Genomic DNA, 25,956 nt, shown 5'->3' on the forward strand with positions numbered 1-25,956 from the left:
TTCATTTTCGCACAAGCTTCGGCGTCTACTCTCCCATCAGAATTCGTATGGGAGCATTGGGCGTTGCCTGAGCAGATTCAGACCGTTGTCGCTAACCTGAAAAGCCTCGGCCCCCGCCGGCTCGCCCTTCTGGGCGGCATGCTGGCGCTGGTCATGGCCGTCGTTGTCGCGGGCGCGGCCTATCTCAACAAACCCGCCTACGAAACGCTCTATGTCGGGCTCGACCGGTCCGACGTGAACCAGATCGGTCTGGTGCTTGGCGAAGCCGGTATCGGCTTCGACGTGGTGTCGGACGGAACCGCTGTTCTGGTTCCCGCCGGCAAGACCGCGCAGGCGCGCATGCTCCTCGCCGAAAAAGGCCTGCCGAGCAGCACCAATGCCGGTTACGAACTTTTTGACAATGTCGGCTCGCTTGGCCTGACCACCTTCATGCAGCAGGTCACGCGGGTGCGCGCGCTGGAGGGAGAAATCGCCCGCACCATCCAGTCGCTGACCGGCATCAAGGCCGCCCGCGTCCACATCGTCATGCAGGAGCGCGGCACGTTCCGCACCGAGGAGCGCCAGCCCTCCGCATCCGTCGTCATCCGCGCCTCCAGCCTCGACGCCACCAACGCCGCCTCCTCGATCCGCTATCTGGTGGCCGCTGCCGTGCCGGGGCTCGACGCGGAAAAGGTAACCATTCTCGATTCCACCGGCACGCTGCTCGCTTCCGGCGACGATCTGTCAAACAGCACCGCACAGCGCTCTATCGGCGTTGAACGCACCGTGGAAAACCAGATCGAAAAGAACATCCGCCGCGCACTCTCTCCGTATCTCGGACCGGACAATTTCCGCGCCAGCGTGAAGGCCGACGTCAACACGGACGCGCGCCAGATCGAAGAAGTCATCTTCGATCCCGATTCCCGCGTCGAGCGCTCGGTTCAGGTGGTGCGCTCCAGCGACAGCGCCAACCGCGAAACAGCAATCCAGCCCACCTCCGTCGCCCAGAACCTGCCCGAAGACGAGGCCGCCGCAAGTGCCGGACCGAAATCGTCCGAGGAGAGCGAGCGCCGCGAGGAAACCACCAATTACGAGCTGAACACCAAGCGCATCGCCACCACCAGCAACGGCTACAGCGTCGACAAGATGTCCATCGCCGTCGTGGTCAATCAGGCGCGCATCATGGACATTCTCGGGCCGAACGCGACCCCTGACCAGATCAATGCGCGCATCGCCGACATCCAGAAAGTCGTCGCTTCGGCCACCGGCTTCAACGAAACGCGCGGCGACGTGATCAACGTTTCCTCCGTCGAGTTCATCGATGGTCTGGATGGCGTACCGGTCGCCGAACCCGGCATCATCGACGCCGTCGGCCAGCACACCGGCACGCTCATCAATGCAGCCGCCTTCATTCTGGTCGCCTTCCTCGTCACCTGGTTCGGCCTGAAGCCGCTCGGCGCAAACCTGATGCGCCCGGCAATCGCGCAGGGGCCTGCCGATGAAGAGATGCAGCGTTCGCTGCCCAACCCGGAAGAAGAGCAGGCCCGCCTCACCGATGGCGGCTACTCCGAGACCGAGTTCGAGGAAGACGACACATATGGCACCCATCGCCTGAAAATCCGTCCCGCACCGCAGGAGCGTCTGGCCCGCATGGTCGACCTCAATGAGGAGCGCACCGCGCACATCCTGCGCAAGTGGGCGCGCGTTGAGGCGGAGGCGAGCTGATGCCCCCCGCCCTCTCGCTGTTCGACGTTCTGCCGGATTTCGGCGCGCCAACGCCGCCGCCTTCTCCCGGCGACCATGCGGCGGATCACGGTTTCAACCCGCTCTCCCAGCCGGACGAGCAGCCGGTGGCAGCGGCAGAGCCCGTCCGCCCGCTCCAGACCCAGACGGACGAACTCATCGCGGCCGCACAGATTGCACTGGCGGAGCGTCTTTCACGTGAACATGCCGAGGCCATGGAGCAGGAGCGCCAGCGCCATGCCGACGAGATGGACGCACTGCGCGCCCAGCTTGGCGAGGCCGCCGGCCAGACCATCACCCAGCACTTCACCGTTCTGGAAAATCAGGTGGTCGAGCTCGCCACGCAGGCAACCGCGCGCATGCTTGGTTCGGTTCTCACCGAGGATCTGCAAAAACGCTCCATCGCCGAGCTGGAACGCGTCGTGCGCAGCGCCATCGATGATCGTGAGGCCCTGCGCATTCGCGTCAGCGGCTCGCCGGCCCTCTGGGAGGCGCTGAAAACCGGGCTCGGCGAAAAGGCCAGCCACGTGGATTTCGCCGAAGCGCCGGGCTTCGACATAAGCGTCACAATCGATGAAGAGCTGTTTGAAACGCGGCTCACCGAGTGGTCGGAAACACTGGCAGGATTGATCTCATGAGTTTGGCCGAGAACGAGGATCGGGCATCCGAGATCATTATCGTTCGCCGTGGCGGCGGCGGCGAGGACGAGGGCCATCATGGCGGTGCATGGAAGATCGCTTTTGCGGATTTCATGACCGCCATGATGTGCTTCTTCCTGGTCATGTGGCTCATCAACGCTACGGATGACGACACCAAGACCGCGCTTGCCAGCTATTTCAATCCCGTAAAGCTGATCGACCAGAGCACCAACAGCAAGGGTCTGGAAAGTCTGGACGGCGATCCGGCTGATCCCGCACCGGAGGATGTCGAGGTCGATGCGCCCGGCGCACCCTCGCAGGATCACGACCAGACCTCCGGCCCGATGAGCTTTGAAAGCGCCGTCGGCACCTCCGACACGCGCGAACTCTCCGACGAAAACCTTTTCTCCGATCCCTATGCCGTTCTGGCCGAGATCGCGTCGAACACCGACACCATGCAGAACGTGTCGACCAAGGGCGAAGGCGGCGCGCAGAATGCAGGCCCGTCATCGGGCGCGTCGGGTGGTGAATCCTACCGCGACCCGTTTGCGCCCGATTTCTGGTCGCAGCAGGTTGCCCGTCCCGGCATCGGCGTTCAGGGCGATCCCGACGATGTGCGCGAGAATGCGGCCGGCAGCGATGTCGATCTGCCCACGAATGGCAAGAATGCGCCTCCGACCGTCGCCCGCGAAGCGCCGAAGGAGGGCGACGGCAACGCCATCGCCCTGACGCCCGTTCCAGACGTCCAGCCCCTCAAGCCGGAAGAAAAGGCAGAGGCCGAACCGGTCGAGGCCGTGCCGCCCGTCGCGCAACAGGCAGACGCGACCGCCGAGGCTGAAACCGCTGCCCCTGAGGAAACGCCAGGCGAGCGCGGCCAGAAGCTCGCCGACCAGATCCGCGAGCAGCTTGCACAGCAGTTTGCCGGCAGTCCTCTGGAAGGCTCCATCTCGGTCGTCGCCACCGATGAAGGTGTGCTCGTCTCCATCACCGACGATCTGGAAAACGGCATGTTCCCGGTCGGCTCCGCCGTGCCGCAACGCGATCTCGTGCTCGCCATGGACAAGATCGGCCAGACCCTCTCCGATCAGTCGGGCAATGTCAGCGTGCGCGGCCACACGGATGGGCGTCCCTTCCGCAGCGAGACCTACGACAACTGGCGTCTTTCCAGCGCCCGCGCGCAGGCAGCCTATTACATGCTGGTTCGCGGCGGTCTCGACGAGCAGCGCATCGAACAGGTCGCCGGCTTTGCCGACCGCAAGCTGAAAGTGCCCGAAGACCCCTATGCGGCCGCCAATCGCCGCATCGAAATCCTGCTGGAAGTGCCGCAATGAGAGTGATTGCGAAACTGGCCGCTGTCCTGGTGGCGGGCATGTTTCTCGACAACAGCGCCCAGGCAGCGGCCATGCAGCCCTATCAGATGGTGCGTTCGCTCCAGCGCGTGCAGGACCGCATCGCCGATGGCGATCACGCAGCACTCCCCATGCAGCAGAAGCTTCTGGGCATCATCGACGGCCGCATGAGAAACGCCACGCCTGAAGATTTCGAAGACGAGCGAAACCTCCAGGCGCTGCTTATCTACGGTCTGAGCGGCGGCAATCCGAAGACGCTCGAACTGCTTTTCTCCAGGCTCACGCTTGAGGGCAAGAAGGCCGAACTCGGTCAGGCCATCGTGCACTACGCGCTTGGCGATTATGCCTCGGCCCGCGCCACATTGCAGACGCTCGATCCAAAAACGCTGCCGCCGGAAGTCGGTCCGTCGGTCGCGCTTGTCAGCGCAACGGTCACGGCGCGTGACAATCCCCTGTTCGCCGTGAAGATGCTGGATCAGGCGAGGCTGTTAAGCCCCGGCACGCTCATCGAGGAAGCAGCCCTGCGCCGCAGCATTCCGCTGGCCGCAGCACTCAACGATACCGAGCGCCTCTCGCGCGCGTCCGAGCAATATGTCCGGCGCTATCTGCGCTCGCCCTATGCGACCCAGTTCGTCGACACGTTCGTGGCCGCCGTGGTGGAGCTGCACGACACGGTGGATCCGACCATGGTCGATGAAGTCACCGCACAGATGTCCGACGAGCAGGCGCGCATCGTCTATCTGCGCCTCGCCCGCAAGAGCGCCATCGAGGGCTACGACCGGCTTCTCTCCTTCGCCGCCATGAAGGCCATGTCCTACAGCCAGACGACTGAGGGTGAGAGCGATCCCCGCGCCATTCTATACGCAAACATGGCGTCGGTTACCTCCGACAATGTGGACGAGGTGCTCGCCGCGCTGAATGGTCTGGATGCAGAACGCCTCTCGGCCCCCGACCGTGAATTGCTAGACGCGGCCAAAACCATCGCCAAGGCGGTTCTCGATGAGCCCCGCCACACCTCGGCCGTGTCCGAAGAGCCGGCACCCACGCCAGCACCTGCCGCCGTGCCCGTCGTCACACCTGCCGCGGCGCCCGTCGCCGTACAACCGGAGCCGCAGAACGACCCGCTTCTGCCGGATATCATTCCCGACGCCGATCTCATCCCGGACCTCGTGGAGACGCAGCCGGAGAGCGCGCCGCAGGAGCCTGTGGAGGCCGCATTCCCGGGCGACCCGATCAACGAAGCCGCCGACGCTTACATGCTGGAAATGCGCAGCAAGCTCGATGACATCGACGCGCTGCTTGAGAAGGAAACCGGTCAATGAACGCTGCCATCAGTCGCGGACTGCCCGCTGCCGCACAGGCACTCGATTCAGCACCGAACAAGCGCGCCAATGGCGCTGCTGACGAAGCCGGGTTTGAAGAAGCCCTGCAGGAAAGCGCGGCCAAGAAAACCAAATCCGCGCCCGGTGAGGAAACGCCGGGCGAAGACAGCGCATGGCGTCCCATCCGCTGGACCCTGCCCCACCAGATGGACACGCAGGAAACCGAGACTGCAGAGGGCGACGCCAGCGCGACCGACCCTGCCCTTACCGACCCTGCCCTTCCGGCCAATCCGGCTCAGGCGACCGAAACGCCTGCCGCGCCGCCAGCAGCCGCCACACCAGCCAAAGCAGACCATGCCGCCATCCCGGCGAATGCCGATACAGAAACCACCGGGGAGCAGGCGAACACCGCCGGCAAAAGCGGAACGACCCCGGCGCAGCCCGAACTGCCCGCAAATGCCGCCGCAGCAGCACAGACGGCAGGCGCTTCGCAGGCAGCCGCCGCACAGCCCGCGCCACAGGCAGGCGACCGTGCGCGCGAGCGCTACGCTCCTGCATCCGCGTTAAACCAGCCCGCCCGCGCCCTGCCGGAAGCCGCCAGCGCAACCGCAAAGGCCCATGCCGCACTTGGCGAAAAGGCCGTTTCCCGGACGCCGGAAGAACAGCCGGTCCAGACCGGCAGAGGCGAAAACCAGACGCGCGGCGGCGGCGAGACGCTGTTGCGCGATGGCCCGCAGCAACAGCAGCAGCCCCAGCCCGAAATCCGCGTTGTGTCGATCCAGCGCGCGCCTGCACCGGCAGCGAGCAGCGAACAGGCTGCAGCCACCCAGCGCGCCGCAGCCGGTGAAGCCGCACATCTGCAAACCACGCAGCAGGGTGAAGCCGGCCGCATGGTCCAGACCCTGAAGATCCAGCTTCAGCCGGCAGAGCTAGGCCTTGTCACGGCGCGTCTGCGCATTGTCGCCGATCAGCTCACCGTCGACCTGCAGGTGGAGAACGCGGAAGCCCGCCATCGCCTCAGCACCGATAGCGAGAGCATCGTCAAGGCGCTGCGCTCGCTCGGCTATGACATCGACCGCGTGACCGTCCAGCAATCCGCATCCGGAGGCCAGAGCAACACCGCCACGGGCGGCAATACGCGCGATGGCAGTTTCCAGTCCATGAACGGCCAGAACGATGGCGACCTTTCGCGCGGAGGCAATGGCGAACGCTCCTCACGCGAACAATCGGGCCGTGAGGGACGGCAGACGCAGGATGGCGGCGATGCGGCGAATAACGGCCTTTATATTTAGCCTCGCAGCTCTCACCGCAGGCGCTCAGGCCGCGACCAATGCCTGCGAAAGCGAAATCCTGCGCGCCGCCGAACGCTACCATGTTCCGCCTGGCATTCTTTACGCCGTCGGCCTCACCGAGACCGGCGTGAAAGGAAGCCTCCAGCCCCACGCACTCAACATCGAAGGCAAGGCCGTGTTCGCCCGTAGCACCAGTGAGGCGATCCGCACCTTCGAGAAGGCGCGCAGGGAAGGCAGAAAGCTGATCGATCTGGGCTGCATGCAGATCAATCACCACTACCATGGCGATCAATTCAGGAATCTGAACGCCATGCTCGACCCCCGCCAGAATGTCGATTATGCCGCCCGTTTTCTGGTTCAGCTGAAGAAGCGTCACGGTTCCTGGTCAATGGCGGTGGCCCGCTATCATGCCGGGCCGAATAACGACCCGGCACAGAAACGCTATGTCTGCCGCGTCATCACAAACATGGTCGCGACCGGCTTCGGAACGTGGACGCCAGAGGCACGCAGTTTCTGCAACCCATAATTGAATCTACTGAACAGCGATACCGGAAGCCGGACCGCTCTCCGGACTCCCCATTATTGACTCCTGAGAATTCATAGTTGTGCGCGATTCGCCCGACCAGTTACCACTTGACACATTAGTTGATTCGGAGGGCGGGCCGGTGATTGTGGTGATAGACGAGCGTGAGCTGGTGACGGAAGGTTACCACTCACTTTTCAATCGAGAAGGGGTGGCGAGCGCGGGTTTCGCGCCGCAGGAATTCGGCGAATGGGTCGAAACCGTTGCAGATGATGAGTTGAAGGCCGTCAGCGCCTTTCTTCTCGGTCAGTGCGACGAAGGCGACATCCGCGCCCAGCGCATCCGCGAACGTTCGGCAGCACCGCTGATCGCGCTCAGCGAGCGCAATTCGCTCGATGACACGCTGCGCATGTTCGAATGGGGCGTCGATGATGTCGTGCGCAAGCCCGTTCACATCCGCGAAATCCTGGCGCGCATCACGGCCATTCGCCGCCGCGCCCAGCAGGATACGGCAACCTTCACCGAAATCGGCGCCATGCGCATCTATTTCGACGGGCGCGACCCGGAAGTGTCCGGCGAGCCTCTTCCCCTGCCGCGCCGCGAGCGCCGCATTCTGGAATATCTGGCCGGCAACCCGACGCGCCGCGTGACCAAGACCCAGATCTTCAACGCCATCTACGGCATTTTCGACGAAGACGTCGAAGAGAACGTCGTGGAAAGCCACATCAGCAAGCTGCGCAAGAAACTGCGCCAGAAGCTCGGCTTCGATCCCATCGATTCCAAGCGGTACCTCGGTTACAGGCTGGCGGACGGATAATCCGCCAGTTTTCTTCCTCAAAACGCGCCACCACCAGTTTCACGCAAGTCACATCCCCTACCGTGATTGCAATCGGCGTAGACTACGAGGAGACTTCCGATGGGCCTTTACGGCATGATGCGTACCGGCGTTTCCGGCATGGCGGCACAATCCAACCGGTTGTCCACCGTTGCCGACAACATCGCCAATTCCAGCACCAATGGGTACAAGCGCGCGAAGGCTGAATTCTCCTCGCTCGTCCTGCCATCGTCCGGCGGGTCCTACAATTCGGGCGGCGTCACCACGTCGATCCGCTACGAGATTTCCAAGTCCGGTCCGCTTCAGTACACGACGTCGGGCACCGACCTCGCCATTGAGGGCGGCGGCTTCTTCGTCGTTCAGGGCACCAACGGACAGCCCTTCCTGACCCGCGCCGGCTCCTTCGTTCCAAATGCCCAGGGCGAACTGGTCAACGCCGCCGGTTACAAGCTCATGGGCTACAGCTACGCCAACGGCACGCCCGCAGTCACCGCAAACGGCTATGCCGGCCTTGAAGCAGTCACCATCGCCCAGTCGGAACTCGTCGCAACGCCCTCGCGCAACGGCAAGCTCGCAGCCAACCTGCCGGCAAGCTCGACTGCGGTTGCAGCAGCCGATCTCCCCTCCGCCAACGCCGCGACGGCGCAGTACACCCACAAGAGCTCGCTGGTCGCCTATGACAATCTCGGCGGCAAGCAGCTGCTCGACGTCTACATGACCAAGACCGGCCCCGACACCTGGGAGATGACGGTCTACGACCGGGCGGATGCAGCGCCCAACACGTCGTTCCCCTACGCCAATCCGCCGCTTGCAACGACCACGCTCACCTTTGATCCGACAAACGGCAAGCTGGCCGGCGGCAGCCCGACCGACATTTCGCTGACGGTGCCCGGCGGCGATGCGCTGACCATCGACCTGTCCGACATGACCCAGCTCGACACCGGCTTCTCGGTGACCGGCGAAGTCGACGGCAGCGCGCCTTACGCCATCGACAGCGTGGAGATCGCCGAAGACGGCACCATCTTCGCGCAGTATGCGGACGGCTCCATGCGCGCTCTCTACCGCATCCCGCTCGCCAATGTGCAGAGCCCCGACCAGCTCAACGTGATCACCGGCAACGTGTTCTCCGAAAGCGCGGATTCGGGCGGCGTACAGCTCGGCTTCTCCGGTTCGGGCAATCTCGGCAAGGTCGTCGCCGGCGCGGTCGAAAGCTCCAATGTCGACATCGCCCAGGAGCTTACCGACATGATCGAGGCGCAGCGCAACTACACCGCCAACTCCAAGTCGTTCCAGACCGGCTCGGAGCTGATGGAACTGCTGGTCAACCTGAAGCGATAAGCGTCGATTTCTGGAACGGGGAAGTGGAAGAATATAAATGTCACTGACATCCGCACTTAGCATCGCACAGACCGCGCTCTTCAACACCTCGCGCCGGACATCCGTCGTCTCACGCAACGTTTCAGAAGCCAGCAACCCCGATTACGCACATCGCAGCGCGCTGTTGACCAGCATGGTCCCCGGCGCGCGCATCGCCCAGATCCGGCGGGCAGCCGACGAGGTCCTGTTCCGGCAGAACCTCTTTGCCATCTCCGCATGGCAGGGGCAGAAAGCCATGTCCGGCGGGCTCGACACGATGCGCCTGACGGTCAATGGCGTGGACGACGCCAATGCGCCGGCCACCGCCATCAGCAAATTGCAGGAGGCGATGCAGCTCTACGCGGCAACGCCTTCCAACGCCACGCTCGCCGAAAGCGCGGTACAGGCCGCGCATCAGGTCGTGCGCTCGCTGAATGACGGCGCCAATAGCGTCCAGACATTCCGCGCCGACGCCGACCGCGACATCGTCACGGCGGTCGACGACCTCAATTACCTTCTGGGCGAGTTCGAAACGGTCAACACCGAGATCGTCAACGGCACCCGCGCGGGCCGCGACATCTCCGACGCGCTGGACCGCCGCGACGCGCTCCTGAAGAAAATCTCCGAATATGTGGCGATTTCCACCACGACGCGTGCGGCCAACGACATGGTCATCGTCACCGCAGACGGCGCGACGATGTTCGAGACGGTCCCGCGTCCCGTCACCTTCACACCGAACACGGCCTATGGCCCCGGCACGACCGGCAATGCGGTCTATGTGGACGGTGTTCCGCTGGTGCCGGGCAGCGGCGGCAACACCGACGCCAAGGGCTCAATCGCGGCAGCCCTGCAGCTGCGCGACCAGACCGCCCTTCAGATGCAGCGCCAGCTCGACGAAGTCGCGCGCGGCCTCATCACCGCCTTCGCCGAAACCGATCCGAGCGGCATACAGCCGGACATGGCCGGTCTCTTCAACTGGGCAGGCGGCCCCGGCATTCCGCCGGCTGGCACACTGATCGACGGCCTGGCGGGCGCAATCCGCGTCAATGCCGCCTTCGACAAGAATGCCGGCGGCGACCCGTCGCTCTTGCGCGACGGCGGCGCGAATGGCGCGGTCTATCTGCACAACACCACGGGTGCTGCATCCTATTCGGATCTGCTCCTCAGCTATTCCCAGCGCCTCGACGAGCCGATGACCTTCGACCCGCTGGCCGGGCTCGATACGACCCGCAGCGTCACGGCCTTCTCGTTCGATTCCGTGAGCTGGCTGGAAGCCACCCGCAAGCAGGCGGCGAGCGGAGCTGAAGGCAAACAGGCGCTCGCCGTGCGCTCGGCGACGGCCTTATCCAATGCAACCGGCGTCAATGTCGACAATGAGATGGCGCTGCTGCTGGACCTTGAAAACGCCTACGAAGCGTCCGCGCGTCTCATCTCGGTGATCGACGAAATGCTCAAAACCCTGATGCAGGCCACCCGGTAGAGAGAGAGCACATGAAAACCTCCTTCATCTCATCGCTCGCCATGTCGCAGACGCTGCGCTATCAGACGATGCGCATGCAGTCGGAGCTGGCCGAGAGCCTGAAGGAGTCGCAGACCGGCCGTCACTCCGATGTTGGCATCGCCCTTGGCGCGCATGCCGGCCGCAATCTCTCCATGGACCGCAACATCGACCGGCTGAAAGGCCTGATCGACGCAAACGCGCTCGCCGCCAACCGGCTTTCGGCAACGCAGAACGCCATGTCGCAGATCGGCGACATGGGCCAGAGCCTGCTCGTCTCGCTGACCGCAGCAAAATCCGACATCGATCAGGTCGCCGTTTCGCAGGCCGAGGCGGAGCGTGTTCTCAAAACGCTGACCGGTGTGCTCAACACCAATCTGAACGGCGAATATCTGTTCGCGGGCATCAACACCGATGTGAAGCCACTGACCGATTTCCACGATGCAGGCTCGCCGGCAAAGACCACCTTCGACGCCGCCTTCATGGCCAAGTTCGGCTTCACGCGCGACGATCCGGCAGCCGCCACCATCAGCGCGGCCGACATGGACGACTTCATCACCAATTATGTGGAGCCGCAGTTCACCGGCGCGGGCTGGGAAACCAACTGGTCCAGCGCATCGAACCAGAAGATCACGAGCCGCATCGCCATGAACGAGATGGCCGAGACCTCGCTGACAGCCAATGAGAACGGCATCCGCAAGCTCGCCATGGCAGCCGCCACCATCTCCGACCTCCTCAACGGACCGCTTGGCGAAGAAGCCCGCAACGTACTCTACGAAAGATCACTCACCATGGTCGGCGAGGCCATTGCCGACATCGCCAATGCGCAGGCGCATGCCGGCGTCGTGGAGAACCGCGTGTCAGACGCCAGCGCGCGGGTTTCCGCGCAGGTGGATCTCTTCAAGACACTCATCAAGGACAGCGAGGGCATCGACCCTTATGAAGCCGCGACACGGGTCAACGACCTGCGCGCTCAGCTTGACGCATCCTATGCACTGACCGCCCGCCTGCAGCAGCTCAGCCTGCTCAACTATCTGCGTTAACCGACAGCCGGAACCAAACGAACGGGAAGCACATGTACCAGTTTTCCTACAGCGAAGTTCAGACAGACTCGCTTGCCGACGCCCGGGACAGGGAGGAGCAGGTTCTGAGCCGATCGATCGAGCTTCTTCAGAGGGCGCGCGAGAAGGGCCTGAACTCGCAGGAGGCTGTCGAGGCCATTCACTTCATGATGCGCGTCTGGACCGCCTTCATCGACGATCTCGGCAGCCCGGACAACGAACTGCCCAATGAGTTGAGAGCCAATCTCATCTCCATCGGCTTATGGCTTCTGCGCGAAGGTGAAGAAGTCCGTCAGGGGCGTTCCCAGAACCTGGACGGCCTCATAGAGGTGTCGCAGATCATTCGCGACGGCATCCAGCAATGAGCACACTGAAAATATCCCTGAAGGCGAATGAGAAGATCTACGTCAACGGCGCGGTCATCAAGACCGACCGCAAGGTGACGCTCGAATTCCTGAACAATGTCCAGTTCCTGCTCGAGAACCACGTTCTGCAGGCAGAGGATGCGCGCACGCCGCTGCGCCAGGTCTATTTCACGGTGCAGATCATGCTGATCACGCCGGAAAACGCCGATGATGCGCGCCGGCTCTTCAATCAGCTTCTGCCGCGCCTGCTCGACAGCTTCACCAATGAACGCATTCGCGCCGGCCTCAAGCATGTCGAGGAACTCGTTTCCAACGGGCAGGTCTATGACGCCCTGAAGGAAATCCGCGCGCTCTATCCAATCGAAGACGAGATCATCGCACAGCCTGCCGCGCCCACCGGGGACAACAGGCTGGCTGCAATGGCAGGGGAGTAAGTCATGAACGTCGAAGCGACTTCGGGCGCACAGCAGGCCCAGAAGGCCGGCGCCGCCCGGCAGGCCAACGCGCCGCAGACCGTCGACTACCAGTCGTTTCTGCGCCTTCTCGTGGCCGAGATGAAAAACCAGGATCCCACGAGCCCGATGGAGTCCACCGACTACGTGGCCCAGCTCGCCAGCTTCTCGCAGGTGGAGCAGTCGGTGCAGGCCAATGCCAAGCTCGACCAGATCCTTCAGGCCTCGGCGCTGGCGCAGGCCGGCAGCCTGGTCGGCCGCGAAGTCACCTCCGCCGATGGCGAGATCACCGGAACGGTTGCCGAAGTGCGCCTCTACAGCGATGGCGTGATGGCCGTGCTGGAAAGCGGCGACAAGATCCCCGTCGGCCCCGGCGTTGTGATACGCTAGGCCATGAACGAAGCCGACGCCCTCGATATCGTCCAGTATGCGATCTGGACCGTTCTGGTGGCATCCAGCCCCGCGGTCATCGTCGCCATGGTGGTCGGCGTCGGCATTGCGCTTGTGCAGGCCCTGACACAGGTGCAGGAAATCACCCTCACCTTCGTGCCCAAGATCGTTGCGATCCTCGTTGCGGTGGCGTTTTCCGCACCTTTCGTCGCCTCGCAGATCTCCGGCTTCAGCAACGTCATCTTCCAGCGCATCGAGGGCGGGTTCTAGACCCAGCCTTAATTACAGCCGGCAATCCTCCCACGCTCCTCTTTCGCGCAAGCTTGAGACGCTAGCTTCGGCGCAAAGGCGTGCGAACGCCTTCCATCGAGTGGGAAGACCGGCATGGCGTTAAGCGAAGCAATCACAGGCGCAGAGACCCGAAAGCACGGCCGCGACATCGGCTTCGCAATCGGCGTCGTCATCATTCTGGCGGTGCTCTTCCTGCCCATCCCGCCATTCCTGATCGACGTCGGCCTGGCCTTTTCCATCGCTCTTTCGGTTCTCATCCTCATGGTGGCGCTGTGGATCCAGCGGCCGCTGGACTTCTCCTCCTTCCCCACGATCCTGCTCATCGCAACCATGCTGCGCCTGTCGCTCAACATCGCGACAACCCGCGTTATCCTGTCGGAAGGCCACGAGGGCGCGAATGCAGCCGGCTATGTCATCGGCGGCTTCTCGCGCATGGTGATGAGCGGCGATTTCGTGATCGGCCTCATCGTCTTCACGATCCTTGTCGTGGTGAACTTCGTCGTCATCACCAAAGGCTCGACCCGTATCGCAGAGGTGGGCGCACGCTTCACGCTGGACGCCATTCCCGGCAAGCAGATGTCCATCGACGCCGACCTCTCCGCCGGCACCATCGACGACAAGGAAGCCCAGCGCCGACGCGCAGAACTCGAAGAGGAAAGCTCCTTCTTCGGCGCCATGGACGGTGCATCCAAATTCGTGCGCGGCGACGCCATTGCCGGCCTCATCATCACCGCCATCAACATCGTCGGCGGCATCGCCATCGGCTATGCGCGCCACGACATGAGCATCGGCGAGGCAGCCGATGTCTTCACCAAGCTTTCGGTGGGTGACGGTCTCGTCTCGCAGATCCCGGCGCTGATCGTTTCGCTCGCCGCCGGCCTGCTGGTTTCCAAGGGCGGTACGCGCGGTTCTGCCGATCAGGCCGTGTTCGGCCAGCTCAGCGCCTATCCCCGCGCGCTGTTCGTCGCCGCCATGCTGCTCACCGTTCTCGGTCTGGTGCCCGGCCTGCCGTTCCTTCCCTTCATCACGCTTGCCGTCATCATGGCCGCCATCGGCTACACGCTGCCGCGCCGCGCGCGTCAGCGTCAGGAAAGCGCCGACGAGGCCCAGCGTCAGGAGCAGCTCTCGCAGGAAGAAGAAGAGCGCAACTCCGTCAAATCCTCGCTCAAGACCGCGGAGATCGAACTTCTCATCGGCAAGCAGCTCTCCACGCGGCTTCTCGCCTCGCATCAGGAGCTCGCCTACCGCATGGGCAAGATGCGCAAGAAATTCGCTGCGCAATACGGCTTCGTGGTGCCCGAAGTGCGCCTGACGGATGATTATACGATCCCGCCAAAGAGCTACCGCATCAAGATCCACGGCACCGTGGTGACCGAATATCAGATGCGTGTAGGCGAGTTGCTCGTGCTGGTCGGCAACAACCGGATGCCGGACATGCCCGGCGAAGAGGTCAAGGAACCCGCCTTCGGCATGCGCGCCTTCTCCGTGCCGGAGATGTTCGCCGACGATCTGAAGCGCGAGCGCTATGCGTTCGCCGACAACATGTCGGTGTTACTCACCCATCTGAGCGAAGTGATCCGCAACAACCTGCCGCAGCTCCTGTCCTACAAGGACATGAAGGCGCTGATCGAGCGGCTTGATCCGGAATACCGGAAGCTTGCCGACGAGATCTGCTCCTCGCACATCACCTATCCGGGTCTGCAGGCAGTGCTGAAACTGCTCCTTGCCGAGCGCGTATCGATCCGCAACCTGCACCTCATCATCGAGGCCATTGCCGAAATCGCCCCCCATATCCGCCGCACCGAGCAGATCGTCGAGCATGTGCGCATCCGCATGGCGCAGCAGATCTGCGGCGACCTGACGGAAGGCAACACGCTCAAGGTGCTGCGGCTCGGCGGCCGCTGGGATCTGGCCTTCCACCAGGCGCTCAAGCGCGACGCCAAGGGCGAGATCCGCGAATTCGACATCGACCCGCGCCAGCTCGAAGAGTTCGGCCAGGATGCGAGCAAGGCAATCCGCAAGCATCTGGACGCCGGCGAGCGCTTCGTTCTCGTCACTGCGCCGGAAGCCCGCCCCTATGTGCGCATGATCACCGAACGCCTGTTCCCCACCCTGCCGGTGCTCAGCCATGTGGAAATGGCCAAGGGCGTCGAGCTCAGCGTTCTGGGCTCCATCTCCTGATGCGGCGTCCGCCCCTTCCTTCATGCAGACCCGGCGTCCACCGCCGGGTCATTCCTGCCACGGGCTGACGCGATGCTTGAAACGCCGCTCCTTGCAGCCTTTCTGGCGTTCTGCCGCATCGGCGGCTGTTTCCTGTTCATGCCGGGCCTTTCCAGCGTGCGCGTTCCCATGCAGGTGCGGCTGTTCGTGGCCGTTGCCGCCACACTTGCCATGCTCGCGCATCTGTGGGACCTCATCACGCCGCATGTGTCGAGTGAGCCCGGACCACTTTTCCTGCTCATCGCTTCGGAACTCGCCATTGGCGCGCTGATCGGGCTCATCGCCCGGCTTTATGTCCTGTCGCTGCAATTCATCGGCACATCCATGGCGATGTTCGCCGGTTTCGGCATGGCTGCCGGCGGCACCGCAATCGAAGAAGCCGAACCGCAGCCGCCGCTTACCGCGCTCATCTCGCTGTCGGCGCTGATGCTGCTTTTCGTTCTGGACTTCCACCACGAGATCATCCGCGCGCTCGTCGTGTCCTATCAGCTCGCGCCGATCGAAAGCCTGTTCGATCCGCAGTCGGCCCTGACCGACATCACCGACACGCTCTCCGACGCCTTCTACGTGATGATCCGGCTTGGCAGCCCGTTTCTCGCCTACGCCATTCTGGTCAATCTGGGCATCGGCTTCATCAACAAGCTCACGCCGCAGATCCCGATCTACTTCATCTCCCTGCCCTTCGTGATCGCGGGCGGCCTGATCCTGCTTTATTTCGCCATTCCCTCGCTGCTCGGCCTGTTTGCCGAGGGCTTCTTCCCGATTTTCGAGGGGCGCTAGCCATGGCGACGCCACGACAAAAACGCCTCCAGAAACTGGTTCTCGTGATGCAGCGCCTGAAGGACTACCATCAGGCCCAGCACGCGACCCATCTGGCGCAAGCGATTGCCGCCGAGGAAGAGGCAAAGGCCATCACCGACACGCTCGACACCGGCACGGACATGACCAACCTCTTCCCGGAACTCTATCACCGCCGGGTGGCCAGTGCGATGGAGCGCAGGCAGGCCAGCGCCGCACGCGCCCGACAAGAGGTCGGCAACATCATGCAGGCGGATGCGCGCGGCAACGCGCTGGCGCGCGCCTATCGCGAAGCCACCGACCTCGAAGAGCGCAGCGCCGCCGACAAGGAACGTCTCGAATTCATCGAGCGCCGCAGGTCAAACGAGGCTTAAGCCTCCCACAAGCTTGATCTGGGAATATGCCGGTTACAGACACGAGCGATGGAGGACGCCTTGGCGATATCGCCTCCCGGCGACATTGTTTTGAATGTGGCGCGCGCCGCAGATCCGGCCAAAGCCGCCGCCGCGAAGGAGCGGTTGCAGGCAAAGTCGGGCGCGACGGCCAGCTTCCAGGCAGTGTTCGACGCAAGACCCGTCGGCGCAACCAGAACCGACGCCAGCGCACCTTCCGATGTGGAGAAGAAGTTCGAGGCCATGGTGCTTCAGAACTTCATGCAATCGCTCCTGCCGGAAGAGACCTCCTCCGTTTACGGCGAGGGGCTGGCCGGCGAAATGTGGCGCTCCATGCTCGCGCAACAGCTTAGCGAGTCCCTCGCCGAGCAGGGCGGGCTGGGCATCGCGCGCAATGTGCTGCGCGACTACACGGTCGAAAACGAAGAACGGGTTCCAGTGGGCGCAGTCTCGCAGACACCCGAGCAGGAAGAGGCAGGCAGGCGGGCTCTCATGTCCACCGCCATGGTCGAGGAAATCGAACGGCATGCAGCCAGGACACTCGGGGTAAACCCAGCCGCTGCCGCACGTGACGAAAAAGAGAGCTGAAGCTCAGAAACGGAACGAACCCATGTATGATATGACCTCCGCAGCCAATTCCGAGAAAGCCGCCCTGGCCATGAACCAGCATGGAGGCGCGAGCGCCTTGGCAATCATGCGCCGCATCGAGGAAACCATCGACGCCGAGACGGACGCGATCCGCAACAATCCCGGCTTCGACATCAAGGCCTCCAATGCGCGCAAGAGCCGTCATCTCTACGAACTCACCCGCGCCCTGAAAGGCGCAAATGAAGCAGGCCTCGCCAACGCACACCGCGATGCGCTGGAGCGCCTGCGCGACAAGCTCGCCGTCAATGAAGAGACCATTCGCGCCCATATGAGCGCCGTCAACGATGTGGCCGACCTCCTGCAGGAAGCCATCGAACGCGCCCAGACCGACGGCACCTATTCCGAACGCGAATTCGGGCAGGCCTCACCCGCATGATCAAGTTCGTCCTTGCAGCCCTGTGGATCTGCGCCGTCACGGTGGGAACGATGCTTTATTCGTTCCAGTTCTCACAGGCCAAGAACAGCGCCGAGCCGCCGCCCGCCTTCTTCGGCGGCCTCGACTATGTGAGCACCGACGTGATCTCGGTGCCGGTCGTGAAGAACGGCGCGGTGGATGGCTATTTCCTCGCGCGCCTGTCCTATTCGGTGGATTCCAAGAAGATCAAGGCGCTCAGCATTCCCATGGACGCCATGCTGGTGGACGAGATCTACTCCCATCTCTACGCCAACCCCACCATCGATTACGCAAGCGAAGACGGTTTTAACGTAAACGCCTTTCGCGACGGGCTGATCGAGAGCATCAATGCCCGGGTCGGCGACGAACTCGTCCATGAAGTGTTTATCGAGCAGGCCGACTATCTGTCGAAAGCGGAAATCCGCAATCAGGGAGCACGGAGCCGGCTCGGTCCGGATTCCGAGAGCAGCGCACCCGCATCAAAAACCGATCACTAGGGACACGACTGACACTGTCGTCCTGCTCCTGAAACACCTTCTGCGAGCCAAATATCCCAGACCCTGAAAATCGCCATGGTTTTCAGGGCTTTTGCTTGTCTGAGATCAGGCAAAGCCGATGGATCGCCCCCAAAAGCTTCAAGCCTCAGCACGCCGAGAATAGAGATTATAACTTTAAAACTTGAAATATTATAAAGAATAAAAGCTATCGCAGGACGGCCATTTTTTGCGAAATTAGCCTAATTCGTGAACTTTTGTTTCCGAACGCCTCATTCCTGTCCAAAATCGATTTGTTTAATGCAGATATAAGGCGTTGCCTTATACAGCGAACCTATGCAAACAGTCTTTTGCTACTGCGATTATCCCGGTCATTTTTCGTCCGGGGTGCAGAGCGCTGTTTCGTTGCCGCCCTTCGCGCGGGCCGAAAGAGTATATTTTGGAGATTTATAGTGACGATGACGCACACCACGGTCGATATTTCGCCGCCGACCACGGATAAGGAATATATCGAAGCTTTTGACACCGACACCAACGGTTCGTGTTTACCGCCCCTGGCAACGGCCATCGGATACAAGCTGCGTCGTGCGCAGCTTGCAGTCTTCCAGGATTTTCAGAAGTCGTTCGCTTCGGTGAAGTTGCGTCCAACCGAGTTTGCGGTGCTTTCCCTGATCGCCGCAAACCCCGGCCAGAAGCAGACCGAAGTTGCAGAACAGCTCGGCATCAAGCGCGCCAATTTCGTCGCATTGATGGACTGTCTGGAAAACCGTGGCCTTGCCGAACGCCGGAAGGGCGACATAGACCGCCGCTCCCACTCTCTGCACCTCACCGAGAAGGGCGCGGATTTCATCACCGAAATCTCGAAGCTCTGGGCACAGCATGAGAAGCGGATCATCGACAAACTGGGCGGAGAGGACAACCGCAACGCCCTCATAGCACTGCTCGACCGCCTGCTGGCCCCCAAGAAAAGAACCCCGCTACCGCGCCGGTGAACGCCAGAAAAACATTGACGTAAACGTCAACAAATGACTAGTGTCGCCATGTCAGGCCGCACGCTCTCAGAGCGGGTGAAGCCATCGAAACAAGAAAGCGCATCCGGGTTACAGGGAGAATACGCATGGGGATGGACGCAATTGCCGAGAAGGTGAAAGCACGTGTCGCAGATTCGGGCTTTGGCAGCTCGGTGAAATTCGATTGCGGCGATGACGGTGTCATCGTCATCGACGGAAACAGCGTCTCCACCGAGAACGGTGATGCCGATTGTGTCATCAGCCTCGCCAAGGAAGACCTCGAGGCCATGATCGCGGGCGATCTCGACCCGACAGCCGCTTTCATGCAGGGAAAACTCAAGGTGGCCGGAGACATGTCCGTCGCCATGCAGCTCAGCCAGGTGCTCTAAACGACAGCTGAACAGCAGGTCTCCTGCACCATTGCAGGAACCATAACGCATCAGGGCGGGTCGCTTTTGTCAGGAAAGCGCTCCGCCCTTTTTCATTTCGGAATGGCACGCAGGTCTTATCCCCAGGATCAGAACCCTAGACAACCCGCCCATGCGCCCCGGCGCGCGCGGCAATCAGGCGGCCACTCGCCTCAAGCGTCCCGGAAGCACCGGCAAGCACGCCGGGCCTGAACTCGAGCGCCTGAAAGCGTTCCGCCTCATAGGGTCCGGGCATGGCAAGCGCACCCGTCAAACTGGCCGAAAACCCGAAGCGCTCATAATAGGCGGCGTCTCCCACCAGAAGAACGGCTGCGTGCTCCAGCCGCCTGGCCTCGGCCAGCGCATGGCGCATCAGGGCCGCGCCCACCCCGCGCCCGGCAAGCGCCGTTTCGACAGCAAGCGGCCCGAGCAGCAGCGCGGCAGGACCGCCCTCGCCGAGACGCACGTCCCAGAGACGCACCGACCCGATCATGAAACCATCCGCATCGCGCGCAACAAATGCCAGCCCCTCGGCCGGCACCCGGTCACGGCGCAGCGCCTCGGACGATTTCAGCCTGCGTTTCGGTCCCATGACGCGGTCGAGCAGCGCCTCGCGCTCGATCTCGTCATGCGCTGTTTCGCAATGAATGGAGAAGGCAGGCGCAAGCGCCCCACCGACAACAGCCTGTGTCATGGCCCTGTCCTCGATGTTCTGTCGATCGCACAGATCGTCCCTGCGCATCCGAATGGGCGCAGGGCGATCTGGAGGCAGTGTGGAATGGGAAGCCCGCGCGTTCCTGCGCGGGCCGGATGTCCGATGCGTCAGATGACGTAGGATCGGAGCGGCTCAAACCCGTTGAAGGCCACCGAAGCATAGGTCGTGGTGTAGGCGCCCGTGCCTTCGATCAGCACTTCATCGCCAATGGTCAGCGACAGCGGCAGCGGATAGGGCGTCTTCTCATACATCACGTCTGCGGAATCGCAGGTCGGGCCGGCCAGAACGCAGGGTGCGGTCTCACCGCCGTCATGCGGCGTCACCAGCGGGTAACGGATGGCCTCGTCCATCGTCTCGGCCAGACCGCCGAACTTGCCGATGTCCAGATAGACCCAGCGCACATTGTCGTTGTCCGCCTTCTTGGAGATCAGCACGACTTCCGACTTGATGACGCCGGCATTGCCGACCATGCCGCGGCCCGGCTCGATGATGGTCTCGGGAATGCGGTTGCCGAAATGCTTGCGCAGCGCCGAGAAGATCGCCTGGCCATAGGCCTGTGCGGCCGGAACGTCGCGCAGGTAGCGGGTCGGGAAGCCACCGCCCATATTGACCATGCGCAGCACGATGCCTTCGTCAGCCAGCGCGCCGAACACGCCACGGGCGTCTTCCAGCGCGCGGTCCCATGCATCGAGATCGGTCTGCTGCGAGCCGACATGGAAGGAAACGCCATAGGGGTCGAGGCCAAGCGTGCGGGCATGGCGCAGAACGTCCACGGCCATGGCCGGCACGCAGCCGAACTTGCGCGACAGCGGCCATTCAGCGCCAGCGCCGTCCGTCAGCACGCGGCAGAACACGCGCGAGCCCGGTGCGACGCGCGCAATCTTGTCCACCTCTTCCTCGCAGTCCACCGCGAACAGGCGAATGCCAAGCTCATAGGCGCGCGCAATGTCGCGCTCCTTCTTGATCGTGTTGCCGTAGGAGATGCGGTCGGGCGTCGCGCCGGCGTTCAGCGCCATCTCGATTTCGGCCACCGAAGCGGTGTCGAAGCTCGAGCCCAGCTGGGCGAGCAGGCGCAGGATCTCCGGGGCCGGATTGGCCTTCACGGCGTAATAGATCTTGGAATCGGGCAGCGCCTTTTCAAAGGCGCAGTAATTGTCATGCACGACGTCGAGGTCGACGACCAGGCAGGGACCATCGGGACGGCGGGTGGCGAGGAAGTCAAGAATGCGCTGAGTGGCCATCAGTCTCTCCAATTGCGGCCCTGCTGGCCGCATTACCGAAGCTTCGAAACTGCAAATGCCGTCAGGCATCCGCGGTGGACAAAGGACGCGGCGTGCACACACTGGGGCCGGCAGGTGGAGAGCACCGGAACCAGGTCATGCGTAACGCGTATCGATGCATTCCCGCCTTGCGGCGAATATGCGCTTTGTCTGCCTCAGCTTTGGATGGGAGACCCCAACCGCACTGCCGGCAATGAAGGTGTGCCTCTTCAGTAACCCCGGCTTTTGGACAGCCGGCAGACACCAGAAAGGCCCGCACCGTCGTTGCTTCAAGATGTCCTCGATCTATCGGTTGGCCGTAAGATCGACTGGAGCGGTTAGGTCCAGGTACCGTACCGGTTTCCTCGCCATTTTCGAGGTCCGGCGGACACCCACAGGCACGTGCGACTTTGGGCAGCGCGGATATAGGGGCAACGCCTGTCACAATCAACGAAAATTTTTGTGTGCTTGAAAAAAAGTTCCTGAATGCCAACCTGTTGCCGCAAGACCCAGCGAGGAAAAACAATGACAACGACCCGCGACACGCTGAATGCTTTCCTCGACTACCCGAACATCCCCCTTCCAGCCTCCGGCGAAGGCCCGCTCAACGGGCTGACACTCGGCGTCAAGGACATCTTCGACGTGGAAGGCTACCCGACTGGCGGCGGCAATCCGGATCGCGCCAAAGCCTTTCCCGAAGCGACGGGTACCGCGCCCGCCATCCAGCGCCTGCTCGACGCCGGCGCGCAGTTCATCGGCAAGACCCAGACCGACGAGCTCACCTTCTCCATGATCGGGCTCAACGCCCACTTCCCGGCTCCGGTCAATCGCGCCGCCCCGCAGCGCTTTACCGGCGGCTCCTCTTCCGGCTCGGCTGCGGCCGTCGCCGGCGGGCTTGCCGACATCGCCGCCGGTTCGGACACCAATGGCTCCATCCGCGCGCCCGCTTCCTATTGCGGCCTGATCGGCCTGCGCACCACCCATGGGCGCATTTCACTTGAGGGTTCGATGCCGCTTGCCCCCTCCTTCGATACGTTCGGCTGGTTTGCGCGCGACGCCTCGCTCTATGCCCGTGTGGGCGATGTCCTCCTCGGTGAGGACACGCACCGGACACGCCTGACCAAGCCGGTCCGGATCGCGGAACTCGAAGCGCTTCTGTTCGGCGAGCAGGAGCGCGCCGCCTACACAAGCATGCTCCACGCAACAGGTCGTCATTTCCAGCGCGAAGCGGCGTTTCTCGCCCTTCCCGGAACGGTCGATGCGCTCTTCTCCTGCTTCCGCACCATTCAGGCTTACGAGGCCTGGCAGTCCCATGGGGATTTCATCCGCAGGGAAAAACCCCAGCTTGGCCCCGGCGTGAAGGACCGGTTTGAATTCGGCAGCCGGATCAGCGCCGAAACCGTTGCCGGGGCCCGTGCCGAACGCCACCGCTTCCAGCAGGATTTCGCAGCGCTCTTCGAAGACGACATGGTGCTGGTCATGCCCACCCAGCCAACGGTCGCCCCGCTCAAAGGTGCGACCGAGGAGGAGCTGGACCGTTTCCGCGGCCTCGCGCTCAGCCTCACCTCCATTGCCGGCCTGCTTGGCTGGCCCCAGATCACCCTCCCCCTCGGTCACGTGCATGATGCCCCCTTCGGCATCTCGCTTCTCGGGCCAGCCGGCAGCGACCGGCAGCTCATTCGCATGGCCGCAGACATTCTCTCCGGAACCTGAAGGATACGCCCTTGGACACCCTCAGCCGCATGCGCGCCTTTGTCGACGTGGTCGAAGCGGAAGGCTTCTCCGCAGCCGCCCGCAAGGTCGGCAAGTCGAAGGCCCTGCTCTCGAAATATGTGCGTGAGCTCGAAGACGAACTGGGCGCGCTGCTTCTGAACCGGACCACAAGGCAATTGTCGCTGACGGAAGCCGGCCACACCTATTACGCGCGCGCCGTGGAGCTGCTGCGCGATGTGGAAGACCTGGCTGAATCCGTGCGCGATTCCTCCGGTGACGTGCGCGGCCGCGTCCGCCTTTCCGCCCCGCGCACCTTCGCCGACGCGCCTGTCGGCCAGTCGCTGATCGATTTTGCCAAGGCGCATCCCGACATCACGCTGGAGATCAATCTGGATGACCGGTTCGTCGATCTCGTGGAAGAAGGTTTCGACCTTGCGATCCGGATCACGAAGCTCTCCGATTCCTCGCTCATCGCAAAGCGCCTCGCCCCCTTCCGCGTCGTGCTCTGCGCTTCCCCGGAGCTGATCGCCACCCATGGCGAGCCCAAGAGCCCGCAGGATCTGACCCACCTGCCCTGCATCGTCGACACCAACAGCCGCTATCGCCAGAACTGGCCCTTCCGCGACGAAGATGGCGAAATCGTCAACATCCCCGTCACCGGGCGCATCGAGGTCAACAGCCCGATGACCGCGCGCGCTGCCGCGATCTCCGGGCTGGGTTTCGCCGTCCTGCCGGACTTCATCGCCGATCCCGAGGTCGAGGCCGGCCGTCTCGTGCCCCTGCTTCAGGACAATGCCGCCAATGGCGCGGGCATCTACGCCATCTACCCGCATCGCCGATACCTTCCGGCAAAGGTGCGCGCTTTCGTCGACTATCTGGCGCGCTGGCTGAAGGAAAATTATCCCACGCGCTAACAATTGGTCTAATTTCCGCCGGGTTCGTGTAAAACACAGCACAAACGAGACGGGAGCAGACATTTCAAATGCCGACTTGCAAAAAATCCATGCTGAGAACCGGCATCGCGCTTTTGGCCATCGCCTGCGCGGCTCCCGCATTCGCGCATCCGCATGTCTTTGCCGAAGCGCGTCTCGACGTGAATGTCGACGATCAGGGCAACATCGCATCGCTGCACCATGTGTGGCGTTTCGATGATCTGTTCTCCAGCACCGTGCTGGTCGAGTTCGACAAGAACCAGGACCTAGCGCTCAGCCAGGAAGAGCTGGACGAGGTGGCAGGCGTCGTTCACGCCTCGCTCGCCGACTTCAACTATTTTCAGCTCGTAACCAGGGACGGCAAGGATGTCGCGATGGAAGCGCCGGACCGGCTCATTGCCGATTTCGTCGACAACCAGCTCATCATCCTGTTTGAATCGAAGCCCGAAGCGCCGCTCGCCCTCGACGGCAAGATTTCGCTCGGTGTCTACGACCCCACCTTCTACACAGCCATCGACTTCATCGAAGACAGCTACATGACCGTCAACAATCTGCCGGCCGGTTGCACGCAGAGCGTCGTCCGTCCCGATCCCGATGAAGCGCTCGCCCAGAACCAGCAGACGCTGACCGAGGCCTTCTTCGAAGATCCGACGGGCAACGACATGAGCAAGATTTTTGCGACCCGGCTGGAGATCGCCTGCAACAAGGACAGCTGACCAATGCTTCCATCCCGCCGTGTTGTCATCGCAGCCGCCGCGCTGACCGTTCTGGCCACGGGCGCGGCCCTCGCGCAAAGCTCGCTCGGCATCGGCGCGGCAGAGCCGGCAATCACGCCGACAGGCCCCTTCGCCGGCACGCTGCAATGGATCAACACCCAGCAGCAGGCGTTCTACCGCACGCTCACCGGCGCGCTGAAAGCGATGCGGGACGATGGCAGCAATCTCTGGATCCTGATCGGCCTGTCATTTGCCTATGGCGTCTTTCACGCCGCCGGCCCCGGCCACGGCAAAGCCGTCGTCTCGTCCTACATGCTGGCCAATGAAGTGGCGCTTCGGCGCGGCGTGGTTCTCTCCTTCGCCTCCGCGCTCCTGCAGGGGCTCACCGCCATTGTCCTCATGAGCATCGTCTTCCTCGCGCTGCGCGGCACCTCCATCTCCATGACAGACGCCGCCCGCTTTCTGGAAACCGTCAGTTTCGGCCTCATCGCCGTGTTCGGCGCATGGCTCCTGTGGCGCAAGCTCTCGGGCATGATGCGCAGAAGCCCGGCGCCAGAGCCCGCGCCGCAGGCCATGCACAGCCTGTCTGCCGCCCGTGCCGGCAACCACGCGCATGACCACCACGATCATTCCACCTGCGGCCACGCGCATCATCACGATCACGCACATGATCATGACCACGGACATGACGGACACAGCCATGACTGTGGCCACGACCATGCGCACACGCATGACCATGGGCATGATCATGAACATGACCACGGGCACGCTCATGGTCCGGGCGAAGTCTGCCCCTCCTGCGGCCATTCGCACGCACCCGATCCCGCCCTGCTTTCAGGCGAGCGGTTCGACTGGAAGACCGCGAGCACGGCCATTGCCGCAGTCGGCATTCGCCCCTGCTCGGGCGCGCTCATCGTGCTCACCTTCGCATTCCTGAACAGCCTGTGGCTCGGCGGCATGCTCTCGGTCATCGCCATGTCCATCGGCACGGCCATCACCGTTTCTATTCTCGCGACACTCGCGGTCACGGCCAAGAACTGGGCAATCGCGCTGTCGGGCAGCGACCGCGCAAGCAATCGCGTTCACAATGTGATCGAGATCGGCGGCGCAGCCATGGTCATGCTCCTGGGGCTCACGCTTCTGGCAGCGAGCCTCACCGCCTGA

The 25,956-nt window shown here is 62.8% G+C and carries 28 protein-coding genes; 26 read left to right on the plus strand and 2 right to left on the minus strand.

All coding sequences use genetic code 11. The features are described 5' to 3' along the window. The first annotated feature begins 63 nt into the window (after nucleotides 1-63). From fliF to JYP46_RS08020, 22 genes are all read left to right on the plus strand, one after another. The gene (gene fliF, locus JYP46_RS07915) at nucleotides 64-1,704 is read left to right on the plus strand and encodes a flagellar basal-body MS-ring/collar protein FliF (RefSeq protein WP_206547786.1); all 1,641 of its coding nucleotides are present in this window, start codon (nucleotides 64-66) and stop codon (nucleotides 1,702-1,704) included. Next, nucleotides 1,704-2,360, plus strand: coding sequence for a FliH/SctL family protein (locus JYP46_RS07920; RefSeq protein ID WP_206547787.1), 657 nt, complete (start codon nucleotides 1,704-1,706; stop codon nucleotides 2,358-2,360). The genes fliF and JYP46_RS07920 overlap by 1 nt, the downstream gene beginning before the upstream one ends. Beyond that, the gene (locus JYP46_RS07925) at nucleotides 2,357-3,691 is read left to right on the plus strand and encodes a MotB family protein (protein WP_206547788.1); all 1,335 of its coding nucleotides are present in this window, start codon (nucleotides 2,357-2,359) and stop codon (nucleotides 3,689-3,691) included. The genes JYP46_RS07920 and JYP46_RS07925 overlap by 4 nt, the downstream gene beginning before the upstream one ends. Further along, entirely contained in the window at nucleotides 3,688-5,031 is a 1,344-nt protein-coding gene (locus JYP46_RS07930) for a chemotaxis protein (RefSeq protein WP_206547789.1), read from the plus strand. The genes JYP46_RS07925 and JYP46_RS07930 overlap by 4 nt, the downstream gene beginning before the upstream one ends. Continuing rightward, complete coding sequence (fliK, locus tag JYP46_RS07935; RefSeq protein WP_206547790.1) at nucleotides 5,028-6,323, plus strand: flagellar hook-length control protein FliK; 1,296 nt, start codon at nucleotides 5,028-5,030, stop codon at nucleotides 6,321-6,323. The genes JYP46_RS07930 and fliK overlap by 4 nt, the downstream gene beginning before the upstream one ends. Continuing rightward, nucleotides 6,295-6,849 (plus strand): lytic transglycosylase domain-containing protein, encoded by a 555-nt coding sequence (locus JYP46_RS07940; RefSeq protein WP_206547791.1) that lies wholly within the window; start codon nucleotides 6,295-6,297, stop codon nucleotides 6,847-6,849. The genes fliK and JYP46_RS07940 overlap by 29 nt, the downstream gene beginning before the upstream one ends. 139 nt (nucleotides 6,850-6,988) lie before the next feature. Beyond that, nucleotides 6,989-7,663 (plus strand): response regulator transcription factor, encoded by a 675-nt coding sequence (locus tag JYP46_RS07945; protein ID WP_113152886.1) that lies wholly within the window; start codon nucleotides 6,989-6,991, stop codon nucleotides 7,661-7,663. 99 nt (nucleotides 7,664-7,762) lie between these two features. Then, nucleotides 7,763-9,019: a flagellar hook protein FlgE gene (locus JYP46_RS07950; RefSeq protein WP_206544152.1), complete on the plus strand. Its 1,257-nt coding sequence runs from the start codon at nucleotides 7,763-7,765 to the stop codon at nucleotides 9,017-9,019. A gap of 37 nt (nucleotides 9,020-9,056) precedes the next feature. Then, a complete protein-coding gene (flgK, locus tag JYP46_RS07955) occupies nucleotides 9,057-10,517 on the plus strand; it encodes a flagellar hook-associated protein FlgK (RefSeq protein WP_113152888.1) in 1,461 nt (486 codons plus the stop codon). Nucleotides 10,518-10,528: 11 nt separating this feature from the next. Beyond that, the gene (locus JYP46_RS07960; protein ID WP_206547792.1) at nucleotides 10,529-11,578 is read left to right on the plus strand and encodes a flagellar hook-associated family protein; all 1,050 of its coding nucleotides are present in this window, start codon (nucleotides 10,529-10,531) and stop codon (nucleotides 11,576-11,578) included. Between the two features lie 32 nt (nucleotides 11,579-11,610). Further along, complete coding sequence (gene flaF / locus JYP46_RS07965) at nucleotides 11,611-11,961, plus strand: flagellar biosynthesis regulator FlaF (protein WP_113152890.1); 351 nt, start codon at nucleotides 11,611-11,613, stop codon at nucleotides 11,959-11,961. Further along, nucleotides 11,958-12,395, plus strand: a complete 438-nt coding sequence (gene flbT / locus JYP46_RS07970) for a flagellar biosynthesis repressor FlbT (protein ID WP_113152891.1) — start codon at nucleotides 11,958-11,960, stop codon at nucleotides 12,393-12,395. The genes flaF and flbT overlap by 4 nt, the downstream gene beginning before the upstream one ends. 3 nt (nucleotides 12,396-12,398) lie before the next feature. Next, on the plus strand, nucleotides 12,399-12,803 hold the full coding sequence (gene flgD / locus JYP46_RS07975) for a flagellar hook assembly protein FlgD (RefSeq protein ID WP_206544156.1): 405 nt from the start codon (nucleotides 12,399-12,401) through the stop codon (nucleotides 12,801-12,803). A gap of 3 nt (nucleotides 12,804-12,806) precedes the next feature. Then, nucleotides 12,807-13,073 (plus strand): flagellar biosynthesis protein FliQ, encoded by a 267-nt coding sequence (gene fliQ, locus JYP46_RS07980; protein ID WP_007008607.1) that lies wholly within the window; start codon nucleotides 12,807-12,809, stop codon nucleotides 13,071-13,073. 114 nt (nucleotides 13,074-13,187) lie between these two features. Next, nucleotides 13,188-15,275 (plus strand): flagellar biosynthesis protein FlhA, encoded by a 2,088-nt coding sequence (gene flhA / locus JYP46_RS07985; protein ID WP_206547793.1) that lies wholly within the window; start codon nucleotides 13,188-13,190, stop codon nucleotides 15,273-15,275. Between the two features lie 72 nt (nucleotides 15,276-15,347). Continuing rightward, on the plus strand, nucleotides 15,348-16,094 hold the full coding sequence (gene fliR, locus JYP46_RS07990; protein ID WP_113152894.1) for a flagellar biosynthetic protein FliR: 747 nt from the start codon (nucleotides 15,348-15,350) through the stop codon (nucleotides 16,092-16,094). A 2-nt stretch (nucleotides 16,095-16,096) separates the two neighbouring features. Further along, nucleotides 16,097-16,486, plus strand: a complete 390-nt coding sequence (locus tag JYP46_RS07995; RefSeq protein ID WP_113152895.1) for a hypothetical protein — start codon at nucleotides 16,097-16,099, stop codon at nucleotides 16,484-16,486. 60 nt (nucleotides 16,487-16,546) lie between these two features. Then, entirely contained in the window at nucleotides 16,547-17,092 is a 546-nt protein-coding gene (locus JYP46_RS08000; RefSeq protein ID WP_222473995.1) for a rod-binding protein, read from the plus strand. A gap of 22 nt (nucleotides 17,093-17,114) precedes the next feature. Next, a complete protein-coding gene (locus tag JYP46_RS08005) occupies nucleotides 17,115-17,528 on the plus strand; it encodes a hypothetical protein (RefSeq protein ID WP_204360837.1) in 414 nt (137 codons plus the stop codon). After that, complete coding sequence (locus tag JYP46_RS08010; RefSeq protein WP_206544157.1) at nucleotides 17,525-18,043, plus strand: hypothetical protein; 519 nt, start codon at nucleotides 17,525-17,527, stop codon at nucleotides 18,041-18,043. Before JYP46_RS08005 ends, JYP46_RS08010 begins: the two co-directional genes overlap by 4 nt. 455 nt (nucleotides 18,044-18,498) lie before the next feature. Further along, nucleotides 18,499-19,032 (plus strand): MarR family winged helix-turn-helix transcriptional regulator, encoded by a 534-nt coding sequence (locus JYP46_RS08015; protein WP_206547923.1) that lies wholly within the window; start codon nucleotides 18,499-18,501, stop codon nucleotides 19,030-19,032. Nucleotides 19,033-19,157: 125 nt separating this feature from the next. Then, nucleotides 19,158-19,439: an SCP2 sterol-binding domain-containing protein gene (locus JYP46_RS08020; protein ID WP_113152899.1), complete on the plus strand. Its 282-nt coding sequence runs from the start codon at nucleotides 19,158-19,160 to the stop codon at nucleotides 19,437-19,439. 136 nt (nucleotides 19,440-19,575) lie between these two features. Here JYP46_RS08020 and JYP46_RS08025 read toward each other — a convergent pair whose 3' ends face one another. Together JYP46_RS08025 and odc2 are read right to left on the minus strand one after the other, a co-directional pair. Next, nucleotides 19,576-20,151 (minus strand): GNAT family N-acetyltransferase, encoded by a 576-nt coding sequence (locus tag JYP46_RS08025; protein ID WP_206547794.1) that lies wholly within the window; start codon nucleotides 20,149-20,151, stop codon nucleotides 19,576-19,578. A 128-nt stretch (nucleotides 20,152-20,279) separates the two neighbouring features. After that, on the minus strand, nucleotides 20,280-21,413 hold the full coding sequence (gene odc2 / locus JYP46_RS08030; protein ID WP_206544159.1) for an ornithine/lysine decarboxylase: 1,134 nt from the start codon (nucleotides 21,411-21,413) through the stop codon (nucleotides 20,280-20,282). A gap of 543 nt (nucleotides 21,414-21,956) precedes the next feature. Here odc2 and JYP46_RS08035 point away from each other — a divergent pair. The 4 genes from JYP46_RS08035 to JYP46_RS08050 all read left to right on the plus strand — a co-directional run bounded on the left by JYP46_RS08035 (nucleotide 21,957) and on the right by JYP46_RS08050 (nucleotide 25,956). Next, complete coding sequence (locus tag JYP46_RS08035; RefSeq protein ID WP_206547795.1) at nucleotides 21,957-23,144, plus strand: amidase; 1,188 nt, start codon at nucleotides 21,957-21,959, stop codon at nucleotides 23,142-23,144. An 11-nt stretch (nucleotides 23,145-23,155) separates the two neighbouring features. After that, a complete protein-coding gene (locus JYP46_RS08040; RefSeq protein ID WP_113152903.1) occupies nucleotides 23,156-24,058 on the plus strand; it encodes a LysR family transcriptional regulator in 903 nt (300 codons plus the stop codon). A gap of 68 nt (nucleotides 24,059-24,126) precedes the next feature. Beyond that, entirely contained in the window at nucleotides 24,127-24,792 is a 666-nt protein-coding gene (locus tag JYP46_RS08045; RefSeq protein ID WP_206547796.1) for a DUF1007 family protein, read from the plus strand. A 3-nt stretch (nucleotides 24,793-24,795) separates the two neighbouring features. Continuing rightward, nucleotides 24,796-25,956, plus strand: a complete 1,161-nt coding sequence (locus JYP46_RS08050) for a nickel/cobalt transporter (RefSeq protein ID WP_206547797.1) — start codon at nucleotides 24,796-24,798, stop codon at nucleotides 25,954-25,956.

It is taken from the genome of Nitratireductor aquimarinus (assembly GCF_017255295.1).
GTDB classification, from domain to species: Bacteria; Pseudomonadota; Alphaproteobacteria; order Rhizobiales; family Rhizobiaceae; genus Nitratireductor; species Nitratireductor aquimarinus.

What these genes read in the sequence shown, in the direction of transcription:
- JYP46_RS07960 (WP_206547792.1), top strand. Translation starts at nt 10,529, where the DNA reads ATGAAAACCTCCTTCATCTCATCGCTCGCCATGTCGCAGACGCTGCGC.
- odc2 (WP_206544159.1), bottom strand. Translation starts at nt 21,413, where the DNA reads ATGGCCACTCAGCGCATTCTTGACTTCCTCGCCACCCGCCGTCCCGAT.
- JYP46_RS08025 (WP_206547794.1), bottom strand. Translation starts at nt 20,151, where the DNA reads ATGACACAGGCTGTTGTCGGTGGGGCGCTTGCGCCTGCCTTCTCCATT.
- JYP46_RS08005 (WP_204360837.1), top strand. Translation starts at nt 17,115, where the DNA reads ATGTATGATATGACCTCCGCAGCCAATTCCGAGAAAGCCGCCCTGGCC.
- JYP46_RS07920 (WP_206547787.1), top strand. Translation starts at nt 1,704, where the DNA reads ATGCCCCCCGCCCTCTCGCTGTTCGACGTTCTGCCGGATTTCGGCGCG.
- JYP46_RS08020 (WP_113152899.1), top strand. Translation starts at nt 19,158, where the DNA reads ATGGGGATGGACGCAATTGCCGAGAAGGTGAAAGCACGTGTCGCAGAT.
- fliQ (WP_007008607.1), top strand. Translation starts at nt 12,807, where the DNA reads ATGAACGAAGCCGACGCCCTCGATATCGTCCAGTATGCGATCTGGACC.
- flbT (WP_113152891.1), top strand. Translation starts at nt 11,958, where the DNA reads ATGAGCACACTGAAAATATCCCTGAAGGCGAATGAGAAGATCTACGTC.
- fliK (WP_206547790.1), top strand. Translation starts at nt 5,028, where the DNA reads ATGAACGCTGCCATCAGTCGCGGACTGCCCGCTGCCGCACAGGCACTC.
- flhA (WP_206547793.1), top strand. Translation starts at nt 13,188, where the DNA reads ATGGCGTTAAGCGAAGCAATCACAGGCGCAGAGACCCGAAAGCACGGC.
- flgK (WP_113152888.1), top strand. Translation starts at nt 9,057, where the DNA reads ATGTCACTGACATCCGCACTTAGCATCGCACAGACCGCGCTCTTCAAC.
- JYP46_RS08010 (WP_206544157.1), top strand. Translation starts at nt 17,525, where the DNA reads ATGATCAAGTTCGTCCTTGCAGCCCTGTGGATCTGCGCCGTCACGGTG.
- JYP46_RS08045 (WP_206547796.1), top strand. Translation starts at nt 24,127, where the DNA reads ATGCCGACTTGCAAAAAATCCATGCTGAGAACCGGCATCGCGCTTTTG.
- JYP46_RS07950 (WP_206544152.1), top strand. Translation starts at nt 7,763, where the DNA reads ATGGGCCTTTACGGCATGATGCGTACCGGCGTTTCCGGCATGGCGGCA.
- JYP46_RS07995 (WP_113152895.1), top strand. Translation starts at nt 16,097, where the DNA reads ATGGCGACGCCACGACAAAAACGCCTCCAGAAACTGGTTCTCGTGATG.
- JYP46_RS08050 (WP_206547797.1), top strand. Translation starts at nt 24,796, where the DNA reads ATGCTTCCATCCCGCCGTGTTGTCATCGCAGCCGCCGCGCTGACCGTT.
- flgD (WP_206544156.1), top strand. Translation starts at nt 12,399, where the DNA reads ATGAACGTCGAAGCGACTTCGGGCGCACAGCAGGCCCAGAAGGCCGGC.
- JYP46_RS08035 (WP_206547795.1), top strand. Translation starts at nt 21,957, where the DNA reads ATGACAACGACCCGCGACACGCTGAATGCTTTCCTCGACTACCCGAAC.
- JYP46_RS07940 (WP_206547791.1), top strand. Translation starts at nt 6,295, where the DNA reads ATGCGGCGAATAACGGCCTTTATATTTAGCCTCGCAGCTCTCACCGCA.
- flaF (WP_113152890.1), top strand. Translation starts at nt 11,611, where the DNA reads ATGTACCAGTTTTCCTACAGCGAAGTTCAGACAGACTCGCTTGCCGAC.
- JYP46_RS07925 (WP_206547788.1), top strand. Translation starts at nt 2,357, where the DNA reads ATGAGTTTGGCCGAGAACGAGGATCGGGCATCCGAGATCATTATCGTT.
- JYP46_RS08015 (WP_206547923.1), top strand. Translation starts at nt 18,499, where the DNA reads ATGACGCACACCACGGTCGATATTTCGCCGCCGACCACGGATAAGGAA.
- fliR (WP_113152894.1), top strand. Translation starts at nt 15,348, where the DNA reads ATGCTTGAAACGCCGCTCCTTGCAGCCTTTCTGGCGTTCTGCCGCATC.
- JYP46_RS07930 (WP_206547789.1), top strand. Translation starts at nt 3,688, where the DNA reads ATGAGAGTGATTGCGAAACTGGCCGCTGTCCTGGTGGCGGGCATGTTT.